Below are 15,185 nucleotides of genomic sequence, written 5' to 3' on the forward strand. Positions count from 1 at the left end.
CAATGGCAGGCGCACAAAGGATAGAAGCATGAGCACAAAGAGCATCACGAGCTCCGTGTACGAATGGGTGGACGAACGGCTGGGAGTCACCGATCTTCTTGCCTTCGCCCGCCACAAACAGGTACCGGTGCACAAGCACACCTTCTGGTACTACTGGGGCGGAATCTCGCTCTTCCTTTTCCTCGTCCAGTGCTTCACGGGTGTGTTGCTGCTGGTCTACTACCGGCCGGGCGCGGACGCCTACGAGTCGGTCCGCCAGATCACCTTTACCATGCACTTTGGCTGGCTGATTCGTTCGGCGCACTCCTGGTCGGCCAACCTGATGATCTTCTCCATCATGGTGCACATGTTCTCGGTCTTCTTCATGAAGGCTTATCGCAAGCCGCGGGAGTTCGGCTGGTTCAGTGGCCTTGGTTTGCTGGCTCTGGCTACGGTCTTTGGCTTCAGCGGCTATCTGCTGCCCATGGACGAGCTCAGTTACTTTGCCACCAAGGTGGGCTTGGAGATTCCGGCGACCATTCCGTGGATCGGCGTGGGGATTGCCAACATGCTGCGGGGCGGCATCGAAGTGGGCGACTTCACGGTACAGCGCTTCTTTGCCCTGCATGTGGTGGTTCTTCCGGCGCTCTTCCTGCCGCTGCTTGGCTTCCACTTGTGGTTGGTGCAGAAGCATGGCAACGCCGCGCCGCCCAGCGTGGACGCGCTGCCCCCCGAAGAGCGCAAATCCATGCCGTTCTTTCCCAACTTCCTGCGCAAGGATCTGGCCATGTGGCTGATCACGCTGAACATCCTTGCCCTGCTGGCCAGCGTCTTTCCATGGGAACTGGGCAAGCAGTACGATTCTCTGGCTCCGGCTCCCATGGGCATTCATCCCGAGTGGTACTTCATGAGCCCTTTTGAGCTACTCAAGCTGCTGGGGCAAGTGCCGTTTCTGCGAGGGGAGGCGGGTGAAATCGCCGGAATGCTGCTGTTCACCGTGGGCATTGTGCTCTGGTTGTTGATCCCCTTCTACGACAAGGATAAGGAGAGCGGCCAGCGCGGACGCACCGCCCACTACTTCGGCCTGTTCGTCATCCTTGCCGTGCTGTTCACCACGATTTTTGGCTACTGGACGATCCGGTAGGCAGCTTCTAGATGTTAGCTATTAGCTTCTAGCTCATCCTGCTGCAACAAAGGATTCTTATTGAGCAGGGACGAGCGGAAGCTAGTAGCTGGAAGCTAGAAGCTAGGAGCTAGTACATGAACTATCCTTTCTGGGAAATACCTATTCTCGGCTCCGGTTGGGTGATTGGCATCATCGCCATCTTCCACGTCATGATCTCGCAGTTCGCCGTGGGCGGCGGACTCTTCCTGCCCATGGCCGAGCGCAAGGCCCTGGCCACCAAGGATCCGGCATTGCGGGCCGCATGGCTCAAGCAGATTGCCAAACACTCCAAGTTTTTTCTGCTGCTGACCGGCGTCTTTGGCACGGTTTCAGGCGTGGGCATCTGGTTCGCCATCGGTCTCACCCATCCCGAGGCCACCAGCACGCTGATCCACAACTTCGTTTTTGGCTGGGCCATTGAGTGGGTCTTCTTCATGGTCGAGCTATCCACCATTGCGGTCTATTACTACACGTGGGACCGCATCGACGAGAAGCTGCACCTGACCGTGGGCTGGGTTTATGCCGGGGCGTCGATTGCCACGCTGGTCATCATCAACGGCATCCTTACCTTCATGCTTACGCCGGGCGCAACCTGGCTGGGTGTGGCAGGCACGGGCGCTGAGGCCAGCAAGTTCTGGAACGCCTTCTTCAACCCGACCTACTGGCCGAGTCTGCTGCTGCGTAGCTGCGTCTGCTGCTCGCTGGCCGCCGTCTGGGCGTTGGTCACCTCCAGCCGCATCGATGGTGACAAAGAACCCGCGCTGAAGACCACCTTTGTGCGCTGGAGTGTGAAGTGGCTGGTGCCGTCGTTCGTGGCCATGCCCTTCCTGATGCTCTGGTACTACCTGATGGTGCCAGCCTCGCAGCAGGCGCTGCTTACGCTGGGCATTGATACGGTGAATGCCGGAACCTTCTCCACTGTCACACGCATGGCGTTGGTCATCATCATGGTTTCGGCCACCATTATCTGGGTGGCTTACTTCCTGGCTTACCGCAATCCGCTGGACTTCAACCTCTCGCATGCGCTGGCCATGGTGCTGCTGGCGTTGATTGCGACTGGCGCGGGCGAGTACTCGCGTGAGATGCTGCGCAAGCCGTATGTGATCGGCAACTGGATGTACTCGAATGGCGTGCGCGTTCCGTATGTGGAGCGCATCAATCACGAGGGCTACCTGAAGAACTCGCTGTGGACCTACGGCGGTGGCGCAACCAGCTACTCGCGAGGCGAGGCCATCTTCCGCGGCGAGTGCCAGAGCTGCCACACGCTCGATGGCTACCGCCCGGTGCGCAAGCTGCTGGCCGGGCGCGACCGCGCCAACATCCACAACTTCATCACCATGCTGCATGACTACAAGCCCGATATGCCCTACCGCAAGTTCATGCCGCCCATGGCGGGTACGCAGCAGGATGTAAATGATCTGGCCGACTACCTGAATGCGCAGGTGAATACGCACAAGTAGCCGCGTGTTTCAACCCAACGAAAAGGCCCGCTGCAAGCGGGCCTTTTCGTTGGAGTCTATTCGTTGCGCACGTGGGCCTTCAAGGCTTCCGCGGTGAGCTGGTCGGCATTGCGCAGGCTGGGGAAGCAACTGGCCCACAGGCCGCTGACCACCATGGCTCCCACGCCGCCGAAGATGGTTGCCCGCACCGCGCCCCACCACTGCGCGGTCAGGCCGCTTTCAAATTCGCCCAGCTCATTGGATGCGCCAATGAACAGCGAGTTGACGGCGCTCACGCGGCCGCGCATTTCGTTGGGTGTGGCCAGTTGCAGAATCGAGCCGCGAATCACCACACTCACCGAATCCACCATGCCGGTAATGAAGAGCGCCAGCAGGGAGCAGGCCAGATTATGGGAGAGCGCGAAGGCCACCGTGGCCGCACCAAAGATGGCCACGCAGGTAAAGAGTTTGGGCCCCGCATGGCGGCGCAACGGAAAGCGCGCCATTAGCAGAGACATGGCCACTGCGCCAGCGGCCGGAGCCGAACGCAGCAGGCCCAGTCCGCGCGGCCCGGTGTGCAGAACCTCACTGGCAAAGATGGGGGTGAGTGCCACGGCTCCGCCCAGCAGAACAGCAAACAGGTCGAGCGAGGCCGCGCCAAACAGGATTGGCGAGCGGCCCATGTAACGGAAGCCGGCCAGCAGCACATGCAGTGACAGATCCTTCTTTTCCATGCGGCCGATGCGCACCTTCATGCCGCTGATTAGAAAAATGGACCACAGCAACACCAGCAGGTTAAAGACGTAGACGATTCCTGCGCCTTCAAACGACGCCAGCGACACAAAATGCACCAGTGGTAGTGCAAAAAGCACGCCGCCGGTGGCTGGCCCCAGAATGGTGGTGAACTGGAAGCAGGTTGCGCCCCAGGTGACGGCATTCACAAAGTATTTTTCCGGCACCAGATGCGGAATCAGCGACGTGTTGGCCGGTCCCGCGAAGCTGCGCGCCGTGCCCAGCACAAATAGCACCGCATACACCGGAAGAATGCTGTGCAATCCCCTGAGCGTCAGCGTCAGGAGTGCCACGGTGCACACCATCTGCAGGCTGTAGCAGAGCAGGATGATTTTGCGGCGGTCGAAGCGGTCGGCGGTGTGGCCGGCGGGCAGCAGGAAGATCAGGCCGGGCAGAAACTGCGCCAGTCCGGTAAAGCCCAGGTCCAGTGGCCGGTGGGTGATGGAGTAAACCTGCCAGGCCACGGCTACGGACTGCGCGGCTGATCCGATGGTCTGCATGACGCGCGCCAGTTGAAAACGCCGGAAATCAGCGGAGGCGAAGGCCTCTAAACCTCGTCGGGGGGTACTTCGGGAAGAAGATTCCATCTTCCTATTAGGGTATCGTGACTGGGGCGCGATTTCCACGGGTGGGTGAATACAGATGTCAGATGTCAGCTTTCAGCCGTCAGCTCATTCTGCAAATTGCTGCAGAATCGGCAGTTGCCATGCACGCCCGCAAGATTAGCCACGCGAAGCAATTGGCCCCACCGCAGGTGGTATTTCGCAAATTACTGCAGAATCGGCAGTTGCCATGCACGCCCGCAAGCTTGGCCACGCGAAGCGATTGGCCCCACCGCAGGTGGTATTTCGCAAATTACTGCAGAATCGGCAGTTGCCATGCACGCCCGCAAGCTTGGCCACGCGAAGCGATTGGCCCCACCGCAGGTGGTATTTCGCAAATTGCTGCAGAATCGGCAGTTGCCATGCACGCCCGCAAGATTAGCCACGCGAAGCAATTGGCCCCACCGCAGGTGGCCGAAGGTGCTCTACACTAAGGTCTATGGACGTTCTTTTTGGGCTGCACTCCGTAGAGGAGGCCCTGCGCGCCGGACGGCGCAAATTCGATCAAGTGATTGTGGCACGCGAGCGGCAGGATCCTCGCTTGGCCCGCATCGTCAGTCAGTGCAAACTAGCCGGAGTGCGTACGCGCACCGAGCCCCGCGAGCAACTGACCCAGATTGCCCAGACCACCGCCCATCAGGGTGTGGTGGCGCTGTGCCGCCCGCAGGAGTTCCTCGCCATCGAGGATCTTTTTGAGGCACCGGCCAGTGGCGCAAAGCGGCTGCTTCTTGCGCTCGACGGCGTGGAAGATCCGCAGAATCTGGGTGCACTTTTGCGTGTAGCCGATGGTGCAGGCGTGGATGGTGTTTTGCTCACCGAGCGTCGTGCCGCGCCGCTCAGCCCCGTGGCCGTAAAGGCCAGCGCCGGAGCCACCGAACACTTGCGCATTGCCTGCGTGGTGAATCTGGTGCGCTCGCTGGAGCAGTTGAAAGAGAAAAACATCTGGGTGATCGGCCTGGACGAGCGTGGTGAAACCGACTACGACCGCTTTGACCTGACCGGAAACTGCGTGCTGGTGATGGGCCGCGAGGGCGCTGGCCTGCACGATCTGGTGAAGAAGACCTGCGATCACATGCTCAGCATCCCGATGGCCGGTGGAGTCAGCTCTCTGAATGTGTCGGCTGCCGCCGCCGTGGTGCTCTATGAGGCCGCCCGGCAGCGCCGTCAGGCTGCTCTTCCCGCAGCGGAGTCTGTGTCCAAACCCCGTAAGAAGCAGAAAGGTTTGGGTTCATGAAATTTTCCTCGGCTCTGGTGGCCGTCTCGGCCGTGCTCTGGCTCAGTTTGCCGGTGCGCGCTCAAAGTTCGCACGATCTGCCTCCGCCGCCCGTGCAGGACGGCCAGACCGAGTCGCATGGCAAGGTGATCTTTTCCCGTTCGACCGACGAAAACGGCCAGACCACAACGCAGACCGCTCTGCCCGCAGCGGCGCAGGCTGTGACCGCGCCCATCGCCACGGATGCGGAACGGGCGGCGATCACCTTTACTGCCTACGACATGGACGTGCGTCTGCGCCCATCTGACCAGCAGATTGCGGTGCGCGCCCTGCTTACCGTGCGCAACGATGGCAAGGCTCCGCTGAATCGCCTTCCGCTGCAGCTTTCGTCGTCGCTCAATTGGGAGCGGGTCCGTGTGGCTGGCCGCAACGTCAGCTTTCCGGTGGCTACGCTGAACTCCGATGTGGACCACACCGGCCAGTTGCATGAGGCGGCGGTACCACTGGCCACGCCGCTGGCTTCTGGCGCAAGCCTGCAGATCGACGTCACTTACTCCGGCACGATTCAGCAGTCGGCCCAGCGCCTGATGGCCATCGGCACGCCCGACCAAGTGGCGCTGCACTCCGACTGGGACCAGATCGGCGTGGAGTTCACCGGCCTGCGCGGCTTCGGCAACGTGGTCTGGTACCCGGTGGCCAGCGTTGCCTCCATTCTGGGCGACGGAGCCAAACTCTTTGACGAGATGGGCGAGCACAAGATGCGGCTGGCAGGAGCTGACTTCCGCCTGCGCCTGACCGATGAATTTCCGCACGGCCATCCGCCCACGGTAGCGCTTATCAACGGCCATTCGGTGCCGCTGGAACTGACTACGGTGGAGAGCGTCGGCCCAGAGGTGAATGGCGTGGCCACGGCCACTCTGCCCGGTGCGCCGCTCGGCTTTGATGCGCCCAGCCTCTTTGTGGCCGAGCGTACCGCCCATCCGGGCACCAACACCACCTTCTGGGTGCTTCCGGCCAGCGACGCTGCAGTCTCCAGTTGGGCGGAATCCACGGCGCACGTTACGCCCTTCCTGCAGGGCTGGCTTGGCCAGCGGCCCCGTGCTGAGCTGACCGTGCTGGATCTTCCTGACCCCGAAGACGCGCCCTTTGAAACAGGCGCTCTGCTGGCTACCAGTGTTCGCATTGCCGCGCCCGAGCAGTTGGACGGCATTCTGGCTCACGCTTTGACCCATGCCTGGATGCAGTCGCCCCGCGCCTGGCTGAGCGAGGGCGTGGCTCACTTCATGGGTACGCTCTGGCTGGAAAAGCAGCGCGGTCGGCAGGAGGCTCTGGAGTCGCTGGAGTCCACGCGCAACGCTCTGGCTCTGGCTGAACCGTCCAGTCCTGGCGTGGCTGCGGGCCAGCCGCTGGCGCAGGCCATTGCACCCATCTACTATCGTACAAAAGCAACCTATGTGCTTTGGATGTTGCGGGATGTGGCGAGCGACGCAACGCTTTCCGCGGCTCTGCGCGCCTACAATCCGCAGGCCGACGTCAGCCCCGGCTACGGTCACGATAATGGTCCCAGCCCCTTCCAAAAGCTGCTGGAACAGGCCGGAAGCCGTGCCAATCTGGACTGGTTCTTTGCCGACTGGGTGAACAATGACCATGGTCTGCCCGATCTGACCATCGAAAGCGTCTACCCGTCCACCGCCAATGCCGGCAATTGGCTGGTTTCAGTGAATATTGCCAATGCTGGCTATGCCGCGGCCGAGGTCCCAGTGACGGTACGCAGCGATACCGCTTCCGTCACCCAGCGTGTACTGGTTCCGGCCCACGGCAAGGCCGTACAGCGTCTGCTGATTCAGGGCAGGCCGGTGCAGATACAGGTGAATGACGGCACCGTTCCCGAAGCTCAGGCCAGCATCCATCTGAGCGATGTGCCGGACAATGTGAACACTACGCCTGCAGTTCACCCGGGACCGGTGCAACGTTAAGCCGCATCCCCGCAATGCAAAAAAGCCGCCTTCGGGCGGCTTTTTTGCTGGATATTCTTTCCGGGGTTAAGGTCAGAGTTTGAAGCGGACGGCCTGAGCGTTCAGGTCGTTGGCCAAATGGGTCAGTTCAGCGCAGGCCTGGGCGTTCTGGCTCACGGATTCGTTGGCCTGTTGTACGAATGCGGCTAGCTGGTTGACGTTGCCGGCAATTTCGTGGATGGCCGAGTCCTGCTGGCTGCTGGCGGTGGCAATCTGGTGGGCCTGATTACCGCTTTGTTGGCTCAGTTCCTGAATGGAGTTCAGCGCCTGGCCCATCTCAGCGGTTTTCTTCACGCCGCTTTCCACCTTGGAGGAGCCCATCTGCATGGCCTCGACCGTTTCCACGGTCTCGGTCTGGATATTTTCGATCATGGAACGGATTTCGCCGGTGGCCTGACTGGTGCGCTCGGCCAGACGGCGGACCTCGCCTGCCACTACGGCAAAGCCGCGTCCGTGCTCGCCGGCGCGGGCGGCTTCAATGGCGGCATTCAGGGCCAGCAGGTTGGTTTGTTCGGCAATTTCGTTGATGGTGAGCACGATCTTGCCCACACGGTCGCTGCTGTTGCCCAGTTCGATAATGCGCTTTTCTACTTGGCTGGTGGCGTCGGCAATGCCGCGCACGGCATCCACCGCCTCACCCACGACAGAAACGCCACGACCGGCGGCATCCACGGCGTGCTGTGCCGAGTCTGCCGACTGCTGTGCGCCATGCGTTACCTCCCGAATGGAGGATTGCATCTCTTCCATGGCGGCGGCGGCCTGCTGGGCGGCGCGCATATTGTCCTGAATCTGGTGGGCTACCTGCTCGGTGCTGGAGCTCATCTCGGCCGAGGCTGCGGCCACCAGTTCGGCTCCCTTGTGGATGGATCCCATCACCTCACGGAAGTTTTCCACTGTGCGCTGGACGGCGCGGGCCATCATGCCAATCTCGTCCGTGGAGTCGATGTCGATCTGCACGGTCAGATCGCAGTGGGCCAGTTGGTCAAGGCAGTCTGCCGTCTTGTTGATTTGGTGGGCGATCTGGCGGGCAATCAGCATGCCCAGCGTGATGAGCACAAACAGAATCGCGAGGGCGGACAGCGCCATGGTCCAGGTGCGCGATTTGACCATCGCCATGGCGTCGGTATTATTCTTGGCAATCCACTGGTCGGTCAGGGTGCTGATCTGGTTGATGGCTTCCTGGTTCTGCTTGAAAAGGGGCTGCATCTTGTCCAGCCAGATGCTACTGGCCTTGTTCTGATCGCCGGCCTGCAGGGCAGGAATGAATTCATCCTCGGCCAGTTGGTACCACGCCTCGGCGGTCCGGCGTTCTTCGCCGTTGACCAGGTCGCGGATGGGCCCAGCAGGAATCTCCTGCGCAAACGCGTCGGCGCTCTTTTCAAAGCTCAGGCGGGCGTCGTGGAACTTCTGCTTGAAGCCGGGTAGTGAGTCGGGGGCGGGGTTTTCGATTACCTCAACGGCCCACGGGTGGACGTAGATCAAGGCCTGGGTGTTGTTTTCATAGCTGGAGGCAATGTCGATGGCTACTTGATTCTGCTGGCTCATCTTCGAGCCCACCCGGGTCTCGTTCAGAACGGAAAAGGCCAGCGATGCAAATATCAGCAGGCCCACGGCAGCCAGCGCCGTAAGCAGGTAGAGTTTGGTGCCAATCTTGAAGTTTTTCCACTGATCCATAACTGTCCTCATGGGGAATGAGCATCCATGAACCCGGCCAATCAGCATGGCCGTGGACCCATCGCGGGCGCAAACGGGGAAGAGAGCACTTCCAGTTCATTTCGGACCTACAGCTGCCCCTATCGGCGGAGCCTATGCTTCCAATCACAGTACCGTACAGGAAATTTGCGGCTGCGGTGGCATATTGGATTGCGGCTGCGGAAGAGGAACGGCATACTGAAGCCACGTATTTTTCATCCTCTGCGGGAACCTTGATGATGAAAAAGAGCTTTACCGCCTTGCTCGAACCCGACGGCACCCGGTTGCGCTGGGTGGTGGCGCGTCTGCCCTTCCGTTTGGCCGAGACTTGGCCAGAGCGAGCCGGACGTAGGGTGTGCGGCACACTCAACGGCGCGCCCTTCCGCTCCTCGCTCTTTGGCGACGCGCGCGGGCCGGGCGAGATGCTGCTGGTGAATCGCGCCCTGCAGTTGGCAGCCGGAGTGCGGGTGGGCGAAACAGTGCGCATTGCTCTGGAGCCTGACTTGGAAGAGCGTACGGATGCTCTGCCGGCTGAGCTGGGAAAACTTCTGCGGGGCGAACGGGAGCTCAAGCGCTGGTTCGCGCAGTTGGGGCCCTCAATGCGGCGCGAGATTGGCAAGTGGGTGGCTGAGCCCAAAACCGCCACAACCCGCCAGAAACGCGCTGAAAAAATGGCCGAACGGCTGATGCTGGCCATGGAGGGCGAGCAGGATCCACCACCGGTTCTGCGGGCACTCTTCCGCGAGACGGTAAAGGCCGAGGATGCTTGGCTGGCGCTTACTCCAGTGCAGCGGCGCAATCATCTGTTGGGGATTTTCTATTACGAAAGTGTGGATGCCCGCCAGCGACGCGCCCGCAAAGCTGTGGAAGAGGCACTTGCCAGGGCAGAAAACAGAAAAAATGCACCATAAATAGTGCAGCAGTGTAAAACTGTGTAACTGCGTAAGTCCTGGCACCGGGCTGTGTCGTCTAATGGAGTGTGATGAAGGCCGCACTGCTCAGAACGTTTTCCACTCGGAATGCCGCCACTGCTGAGGCAGAGCAGGTGCGTGCCGAGAGTCTTGCCATTGCCGAAGGCTTGAAGCGCCAAAACGCCGGACTGCTGGAAGAGCTGATCGTGCGTTACCAGCACCGTCTGTTGCGCTATCTGATGTATTTGACCGGAAATCGCGAACAGGCCGAGGACCTTTTTCAAGAGGTCTGGATGCGGGTGATGCTGCGTGGCAGCCAGTTCAACGGCCAGTCGCGCTTTGAAACCTGGCTGTTTACCATCGCACGCAACTTGCTGATTGACCAGCGCCGCAAGCGCACCATGAGCAGTCTGGACGAGTTATTTGAGGTGGGTGGCGACGATGATCGCCCCGTGGGTTTCGAGGTTTCCGATACCGATCCTACTCCGTTTGAGCATTTTTCCCGGCTGGAAGACCGGGAGCGCGTGGCCGCCGTCCTGCTGGAACTGGACGCGTTGCACCGTGAGGTTCTGGTGTTGCGCTTTCATGAGGAGATGTCGCTCGAAGAGATCTCCAAGGTGACGCAGGCCCCTCTTTCCACGGTCAAGTCACGGCTCTATCGGGGTATGGCGATGGTTCGTCCAAAGCTGGAGCGGATGACGGCGCGGCCTCAGGAGGCTCTGTGAGCCAGGATAACGCGGGCCGGACAGACGGGAAAGAAGACCGCGAGGATCTGGTTCGTGCGCTGGCAGGCAAATGCGCCGGTCAGGAATGCGCCACGGCGGATCGCACCCGGCGCGTGGTTCTGACCTCGCTGGGCGTGCGCCGGGAGCAGGCAGCAAGTTGTAAGCGCAATCGCAGTATAGCTTTAGCTGGATTGCTGCTGATGGTTTTTGCGCTCGGCCCCTTTGTCTGGCATCTGACCTACGAACTGCTCGAAGGCGAACACATCTGCGATACTACCGCGCAGTTGGGATTGGCAGCCTGTGTTCTTTTCCCCGCGATTCTGGCGGCGGCGCTGGTGGCTGGCTGGCTGCGTCATCGCTCCTAAAATGTAAAAATTCTCTTAGGTGCGGGCGCAACTTCAAGCGCGCCATGAGCGTCTTTTGTTACAGAGGATTTTTTGTTTCACCCTCCAGGGAGGGATGTGGCTATGCCAAATCCAGAGTCCATTTCGATGCACGACGACGAGCGGTTGATTCCGCTCTGGTCCATCGTGCTGGCCAGTGCGGCCTTTGTGCTGGTGGAGTATTACTTCTGGATCGTAGGGCCCACCCAGCATCATCACGCGCCGCCGCCGCTTGGCTTCCGCATCTACTTCAACCTGTCATGGGGCGTGATGACCTCTCTGTACTTCCTGATGGTGGGTTACATCAGCAAGGATGCGCCGCGGCGCGGCATGACGACCCGCTTCTGGATGCTGATCTGCTTTGTGATTCCAGCCGGAATCGGGGCAGTACTTTACTTTTTGCTGCGTGCCCCCGAAATCAGCGCCTGCCCGGCCTGCGGCAGCAGTATTCAGGGCGAGTTCCATTACTGCCCGCAGTGCTGCTATCAATTGACCGCAAGTTGTGGTCATTGCTTCCGCACTGTGCGCGCCACGGACCAGTTTTGCACCCGCTGTGGTCATGAGCTGGCCTCTGACCACCGCCCCGCCCGGCTGCGTGTACTGGGTGAATAAGGTTTGACCCGATCTGGAGAGCTGCCTACAATCGAAGCCGGAATGAACCTTTCTGCCCTGATCATCGATGACGAACCTTTGGCCCGCGAAGAGTTGAAGTATTTGCTCGAACAGGCGGAAGGCGTGCGAATTCTGGCGCAAGGCTCGAACGGGATTGAAGCGGTTGAGTTGATTGAGCAGCATCACCCGGACTTGGTCTTTCTGGACGTGCAGATGCCGGGCCTGGACGGCTTTGCGGTGATTGACCGGCTACGGACCCGGGCTCGGGAACTGGAAGCCACAGGGGACGAGGCTGAGCCGCTGCCCCAATTTGTTTTTGCCACGGCCTATGACCAGTACGCCGTGCGCGCCTTTGATGTGAATGCCGTCGATTACCTGCTCAAACCCTTTGATCCGGCTCGTGTGCAATCGGCCGTGGTACGGGCGCGGAGCCGCATTGGTGTGGTGGGAGAAAAGTCGGAGATTGCCTCTTCCAATGCACAGCTCGACGCGCTGTTGAAGCTTCTGAATCGGCCGCCTGCGGCGGAACGCCAGCCCGCCAAGGTGATTGTGCAAACCCAGAACCGCATGTTGCTGGTCGATCAGGCCGACATCTGCTTTGCCTCGATCGACGAGGGCGTGATTCGCATCGTTACCCGTAGCTTCGAGGGGCAGTCGCGTAGCCGCACCCTCGAAGAACTGCAGGAGATGCTCGATCCGGTGGTCTTCTGGCGGGCGCATCGCGGCTACGTAGTCAACATCAACCACATCCGTGAAGTGGTGCCGTGGTTCAAGTCCAGCTATCAGCTGCGCATGGACGACAAACAGCAGACCGAGGTTCCGGTCAGCCGCGCCCAGACCCGGCGGCTGCGGGAATTGTTTAACCTCTAAATAGTTTTTGCGCTCAATTCTTTTCCCTTTCAACTTTTGCGCCGAACGCGTTTTCGCATCATTTTTTCCGGGAAATGACGTGCGGGCGCGTCCATTTTCGCAGCAAAAACAAACAGGCCCTTCGGCGGTAGCCGAAGGGCCTGTGGAAGTGCGTTCTGGCTATGCTTCCGTGGCTTGGCTGGGTTTGTAGCCGCTGAAGCCGTAGTAAGTAATGAACAGGTAGCAGAGGATGGGCAGGAAGAAGGCGTGCTGAATGCCCATATGATCGGCCAGCAGGCCGAAGAGCGGCGGAATGGCCGCACCGCCCACGTTGCCGATGGTGATCACGCCCGAGCCCTTGCTGGTGAGCGGGCCAAGTTCGGCAATGCCAAGGGCAAAGATGGTCGGGTACATGATGGAGTTGGCCAGACCGCAGAGCACCAGGCAGGCAACCGCCGTTGTGCTGGTTGTGACCATGCCCGCTGCCATCAGCACGATGCCGAAGATGCCCAGGACGAAGAGCAGTTTTTCCGGCTTGATCTTGGTCATCAGGGCGCTGCCGATAAAGCGGCCGATCATGATCAGCAGGTAGTAGGCCGTAATCAGATAACCTGCGATCTTCACATCGCTGATTCCCTGTTCCTGGGCAAAGCGAACACCGATGGCCGCCAGCGAAATTTCAACGCCTACATAGAAGAAGATGCCAACCATGCCGAGCACGGTGTGGGAGTAGCTCCAGATGGAGCGGCTGAGGACATTCAGATCAGAAGGGCGGAAGTCGCGGGTCAGGGTGACTGCGGGCAGATGCAGGCCCATGACAACAAAACCAAGCACCAGCAGCGAGAGGGCGATGGCAATATAGGGGCCGATCAGCATGTGCGCCTGCTCAGCCTGCGTGCCGGTGGAACTTGCCGAGGTGAGGATGAAGGTGGTGGCGATGATGGGCGCCAGCGCCGAGGCGGCTGAGTTGAAGGCCTGGGCCAGATTCACGCGCAACGCGGCGCTGTGTTCCGGGCCGAGAATTGCGGCGTAGGGGTTGGCCGAGGTCTGCAAGGCGCAAACGCCAATGGCCAGCAGGAAGATGGCGCCGAGCGTCAGCGGAAAGCTGACCGAATAGGCGGCTGGAATGAAGGCCAGCGCGCCCAGCACCATGATGAACAGCGAGATCACCATGGTCTTTTTGTAGCCCACGCGTTCGATCAGCTTGGCGCTCGGTACTGAAAAGACCAGATAGGCCAGAAACCAGGCGGCCGTGGCCAGCATGGCCGCGCCGTAGCCAAGATGGAAGGTGTCCTTGAGCTTGCCAACCAGCTGGTTATTCAGGCTGGTCAGGAATCCGAAGATTCCGAACAGGGCGGTGACGATGATGAAAGGGGCTAGATAAGTCGGGCCCTGATTTATCGCGGGCACATTCGAGCGCGTAGCCATGAGAGGTCTTCCTCCGCTTGATTGCGATCAAGAAATCGAATTCAGCTAACAAGAATAAGCCGTCCCCGGGGACGGATGGCAAATTGGACTGACCACGGCTCCCGGTTGGAATGCGGGGAACAGTGCTCAGAGAGCAGTTTGCGTATCGAAACAACTCTACGCATCGGGCAGTAGCGTCGTCCAGCATTTTTGCGAAAATGTTTTCATCTGGCAGGCCCTGCGCAGCCCGAGTGGCGTCCTATAAACTGAGAACAGCATGATTCCTACCCTGACCTGGACTCCGGAAGGCGTTCGCTTTATCGATCAGACGCGGCTCCCTCTTGAGGAGAGCTATGTGCTGGCCACCACTGTGGATGAGGTGGCTGACGTGATTGTGACCATGGTGGTGCGCGGTGCGCCAGCCATCGGTGTTTCCGCCGCCTATGGCGTAGTGCTGGGTGTGCGCAATACGCAGGCCAAAACTCCCGCCGAGTTTGCGCCGGAGTTTGACGCCATCTGCAAGAAGCTGGCCGGAACGCGCCCCACGGCCGTAAACCTGTTCTGGGCCATCGACCGCATGAAGGCGTTCTTTGCCAAGCGGCTTGCTGCTGGCGACACTCTTGACCAGATCAAAGAGAAAATTCTGGTTGAGGCGCATGCAATGTATGAAGAAGACATTGCAGCCTGCAAGACGATGGGCAAGTTTGGCGGCGCATTGCTGCCGGCCGAGGGCGGCGTGCTGACGCATTGCAATGCCGGTGCTCTGGCCACCTGTGGCTACGGTACGGCGCTGGGTGTGATCCGTGGCGCCATCGAGCAGGGCAAAAAGATTCACGTCTACGCCGATGAAACGCGGCCCTTTCTGCAGGGCGCGCGCCTGACGGCGTGGGAGCTGATGGCCGACAAGATTCCCACCACGGTGATCTGCGACAACATGGCCGCCAGCCTGATGCGCCAGGGCCTGATCAAGGCCGTGGTTGTGGGTTCTGATCGCATTGCCGCCAACGGCGATGTGGCCAACAAAATAGGCACTTACAACGTGGCGATTCTGGCCAAGGAGCACGGCATTCCCTTCTACGTGGCCGCACCCTGGTCCACTGTGGATATGGCCACTGCCACCGGCGATCTGATTCCGATTGAAGAGCGGCCGTATGTGGAAGTGACCCACCACGGCGGCAAGCAGCTGACGCCGCACAACGTGGGCATTCGCAACCCCGCATTCGACGTGACTCCGGCCAAGTACGTGACGGCCATCATCACTGAGCGCGGCGTGCTCAAGGCTCCGTATCCTGAGTCGCTCAAGGCTATGGAAGCGGACGTTCGCTAGACTCTTTACCAAGATGAAAAAAAGAACGGCGGAAGCGATTCCGCCGTTCTTCTTTGGGCAAATGTATGCTGAAG

At 60.2% G+C, this 15,185-nt stretch carries 13 protein-coding genes; 10 read left to right on the forward strand and 3 right to left on the reverse strand.

Annotated elements, in window-relative coordinates; genetic code table 11:
• The first annotated feature begins 28 nt into the window (after positions 1–28).
• On the forward strand, positions 29–1,123 hold the full coding sequence (locus ACOBR2_RS02485; RefSeq protein WP_420238490.1) for a cytochrome b: 1,095 nt from the start codon (positions 29–31) through the stop codon (positions 1,121–1,123).
• A gap of 116 nt (positions 1,124–1,239) precedes the next feature.
• Positions 1,240–2,604: a cytochrome ubiquinol oxidase subunit I gene (locus tag ACOBR2_RS02490; protein ID WP_420238491.1), complete on the forward strand. Its 1,365-nt coding sequence runs from the start codon at positions 1,240–1,242 to the stop codon at positions 2,602–2,604.
• Positions 2,605–2,660: 56 nt separating this feature from the next.
• Here ACOBR2_RS02490 and ACOBR2_RS02495 read toward each other — a convergent pair whose 3' ends face one another.
• Complete coding sequence (locus ACOBR2_RS02495) at positions 2,661–3,962, reverse strand: MFS transporter (protein ID WP_420238492.1); 1,302 nt, start codon at positions 3,960–3,962, stop codon at positions 2,661–2,663.
• 454 nt (positions 3,963–4,416) lie between these two features.
• Between ACOBR2_RS02495 and rlmB the strand changes: the two genes are divergently transcribed.
• Together rlmB and ACOBR2_RS02505 are read left to right on the forward strand one after the other, a co-directional pair.
• A complete protein-coding gene (gene rlmB, locus ACOBR2_RS02500; protein WP_420238493.1) occupies positions 4,417–5,211 on the forward strand; it encodes a 23S rRNA (guanosine(2251)-2'-O)-methyltransferase RlmB in 795 nt (264 codons plus the stop codon).
• On the forward strand, positions 5,208–7,166 hold the full coding sequence (locus ACOBR2_RS02505) for a hypothetical protein (RefSeq protein ID WP_420238494.1): 1,959 nt from the start codon (positions 5,208–5,210) through the stop codon (positions 7,164–7,166). The genes rlmB and ACOBR2_RS02505 overlap by 4 nt, the downstream gene beginning before the upstream one ends.
• A gap of 72 nt (positions 7,167–7,238) precedes the next feature.
• On the opposite strand, the gene ACOBR2_RS02510 is transcribed toward ACOBR2_RS02505, so the two are convergent.
• Positions 7,239–8,879, reverse strand: coding sequence for a methyl-accepting chemotaxis protein (locus ACOBR2_RS02510; protein WP_420238495.1), 1,641 nt, complete (start codon positions 8,877–8,879; stop codon positions 7,239–7,241).
• Positions 8,880–9,055: 176 nt separating this feature from the next.
• Between ACOBR2_RS02510 and ACOBR2_RS02515 the strand changes: the two genes are divergently transcribed.
• From ACOBR2_RS02515 to ACOBR2_RS02535, 5 genes are all read left to right on the forward strand, one after another.
• Positions 9,056–9,808: a YdeI/OmpD-associated family protein gene (locus ACOBR2_RS02515; RefSeq protein ID WP_420238496.1), complete on the forward strand. Its 753-nt coding sequence runs from the start codon at positions 9,056–9,058 to the stop codon at positions 9,806–9,808.
• A 71-nt stretch (positions 9,809–9,879) separates the two neighbouring features.
• A complete protein-coding gene (locus tag ACOBR2_RS02520; protein ID WP_420238497.1) occupies positions 9,880–10,533 on the forward strand; it encodes an RNA polymerase sigma factor in 654 nt (217 codons plus the stop codon).
• Positions 10,530–10,898: a hypothetical protein gene (locus tag ACOBR2_RS02525; protein WP_420238498.1), complete on the forward strand. Its 369-nt coding sequence runs from the start codon at positions 10,530–10,532 to the stop codon at positions 10,896–10,898. Before ACOBR2_RS02520 ends, ACOBR2_RS02525 begins: the two co-directional genes overlap by 4 nt.
• Positions 10,899–11,000: 102 nt before the next feature.
• Positions 11,001–11,528 (forward strand): zinc ribbon domain-containing protein, encoded by a 528-nt coding sequence (locus ACOBR2_RS02530; protein ID WP_420238499.1) that lies wholly within the window; start codon positions 11,001–11,003, stop codon positions 11,526–11,528.
• A gap of 42 nt (positions 11,529–11,570) precedes the next feature.
• Positions 11,571–12,398 (forward strand): LytR/AlgR family response regulator transcription factor, encoded by an 828-nt coding sequence (locus ACOBR2_RS02535; protein ID WP_420238500.1) that lies wholly within the window; start codon positions 11,571–11,573, stop codon positions 12,396–12,398.
• A gap of 159 nt (positions 12,399–12,557) precedes the next feature.
• On the opposite strand, the gene ACOBR2_RS02540 is transcribed toward ACOBR2_RS02535, so the two are convergent.
• On the reverse strand, positions 12,558–13,805 hold the full coding sequence (locus ACOBR2_RS02540; RefSeq protein WP_420238501.1) for a sugar MFS transporter: 1,248 nt from the start codon (positions 13,803–13,805) through the stop codon (positions 12,558–12,560).
• Between the two features lie 256 nt (positions 13,806–14,061).
• Here ACOBR2_RS02540 and mtnA point away from each other — a divergent pair, with 256 nt between their 5' ends.
• Positions 14,062–15,111: an S-methyl-5-thioribose-1-phosphate isomerase gene (gene mtnA, locus ACOBR2_RS02545; protein ID WP_420238502.1), complete on the forward strand. Its 1,050-nt coding sequence runs from the start codon at positions 14,062–14,064 to the stop codon at positions 15,109–15,111.
• The last annotated feature ends 74 nt before the right edge of the window (positions 15,112–15,185 follow it).

Origin of the sequence: Telmatobacter bradus (assembly GCF_048629425.1) — a bacterium.
Classification (GTDB): domain Bacteria; phylum Acidobacteriota; class Terriglobia; order Terriglobales; family Acidobacteriaceae; genus Telmatobacter; species Telmatobacter bradus.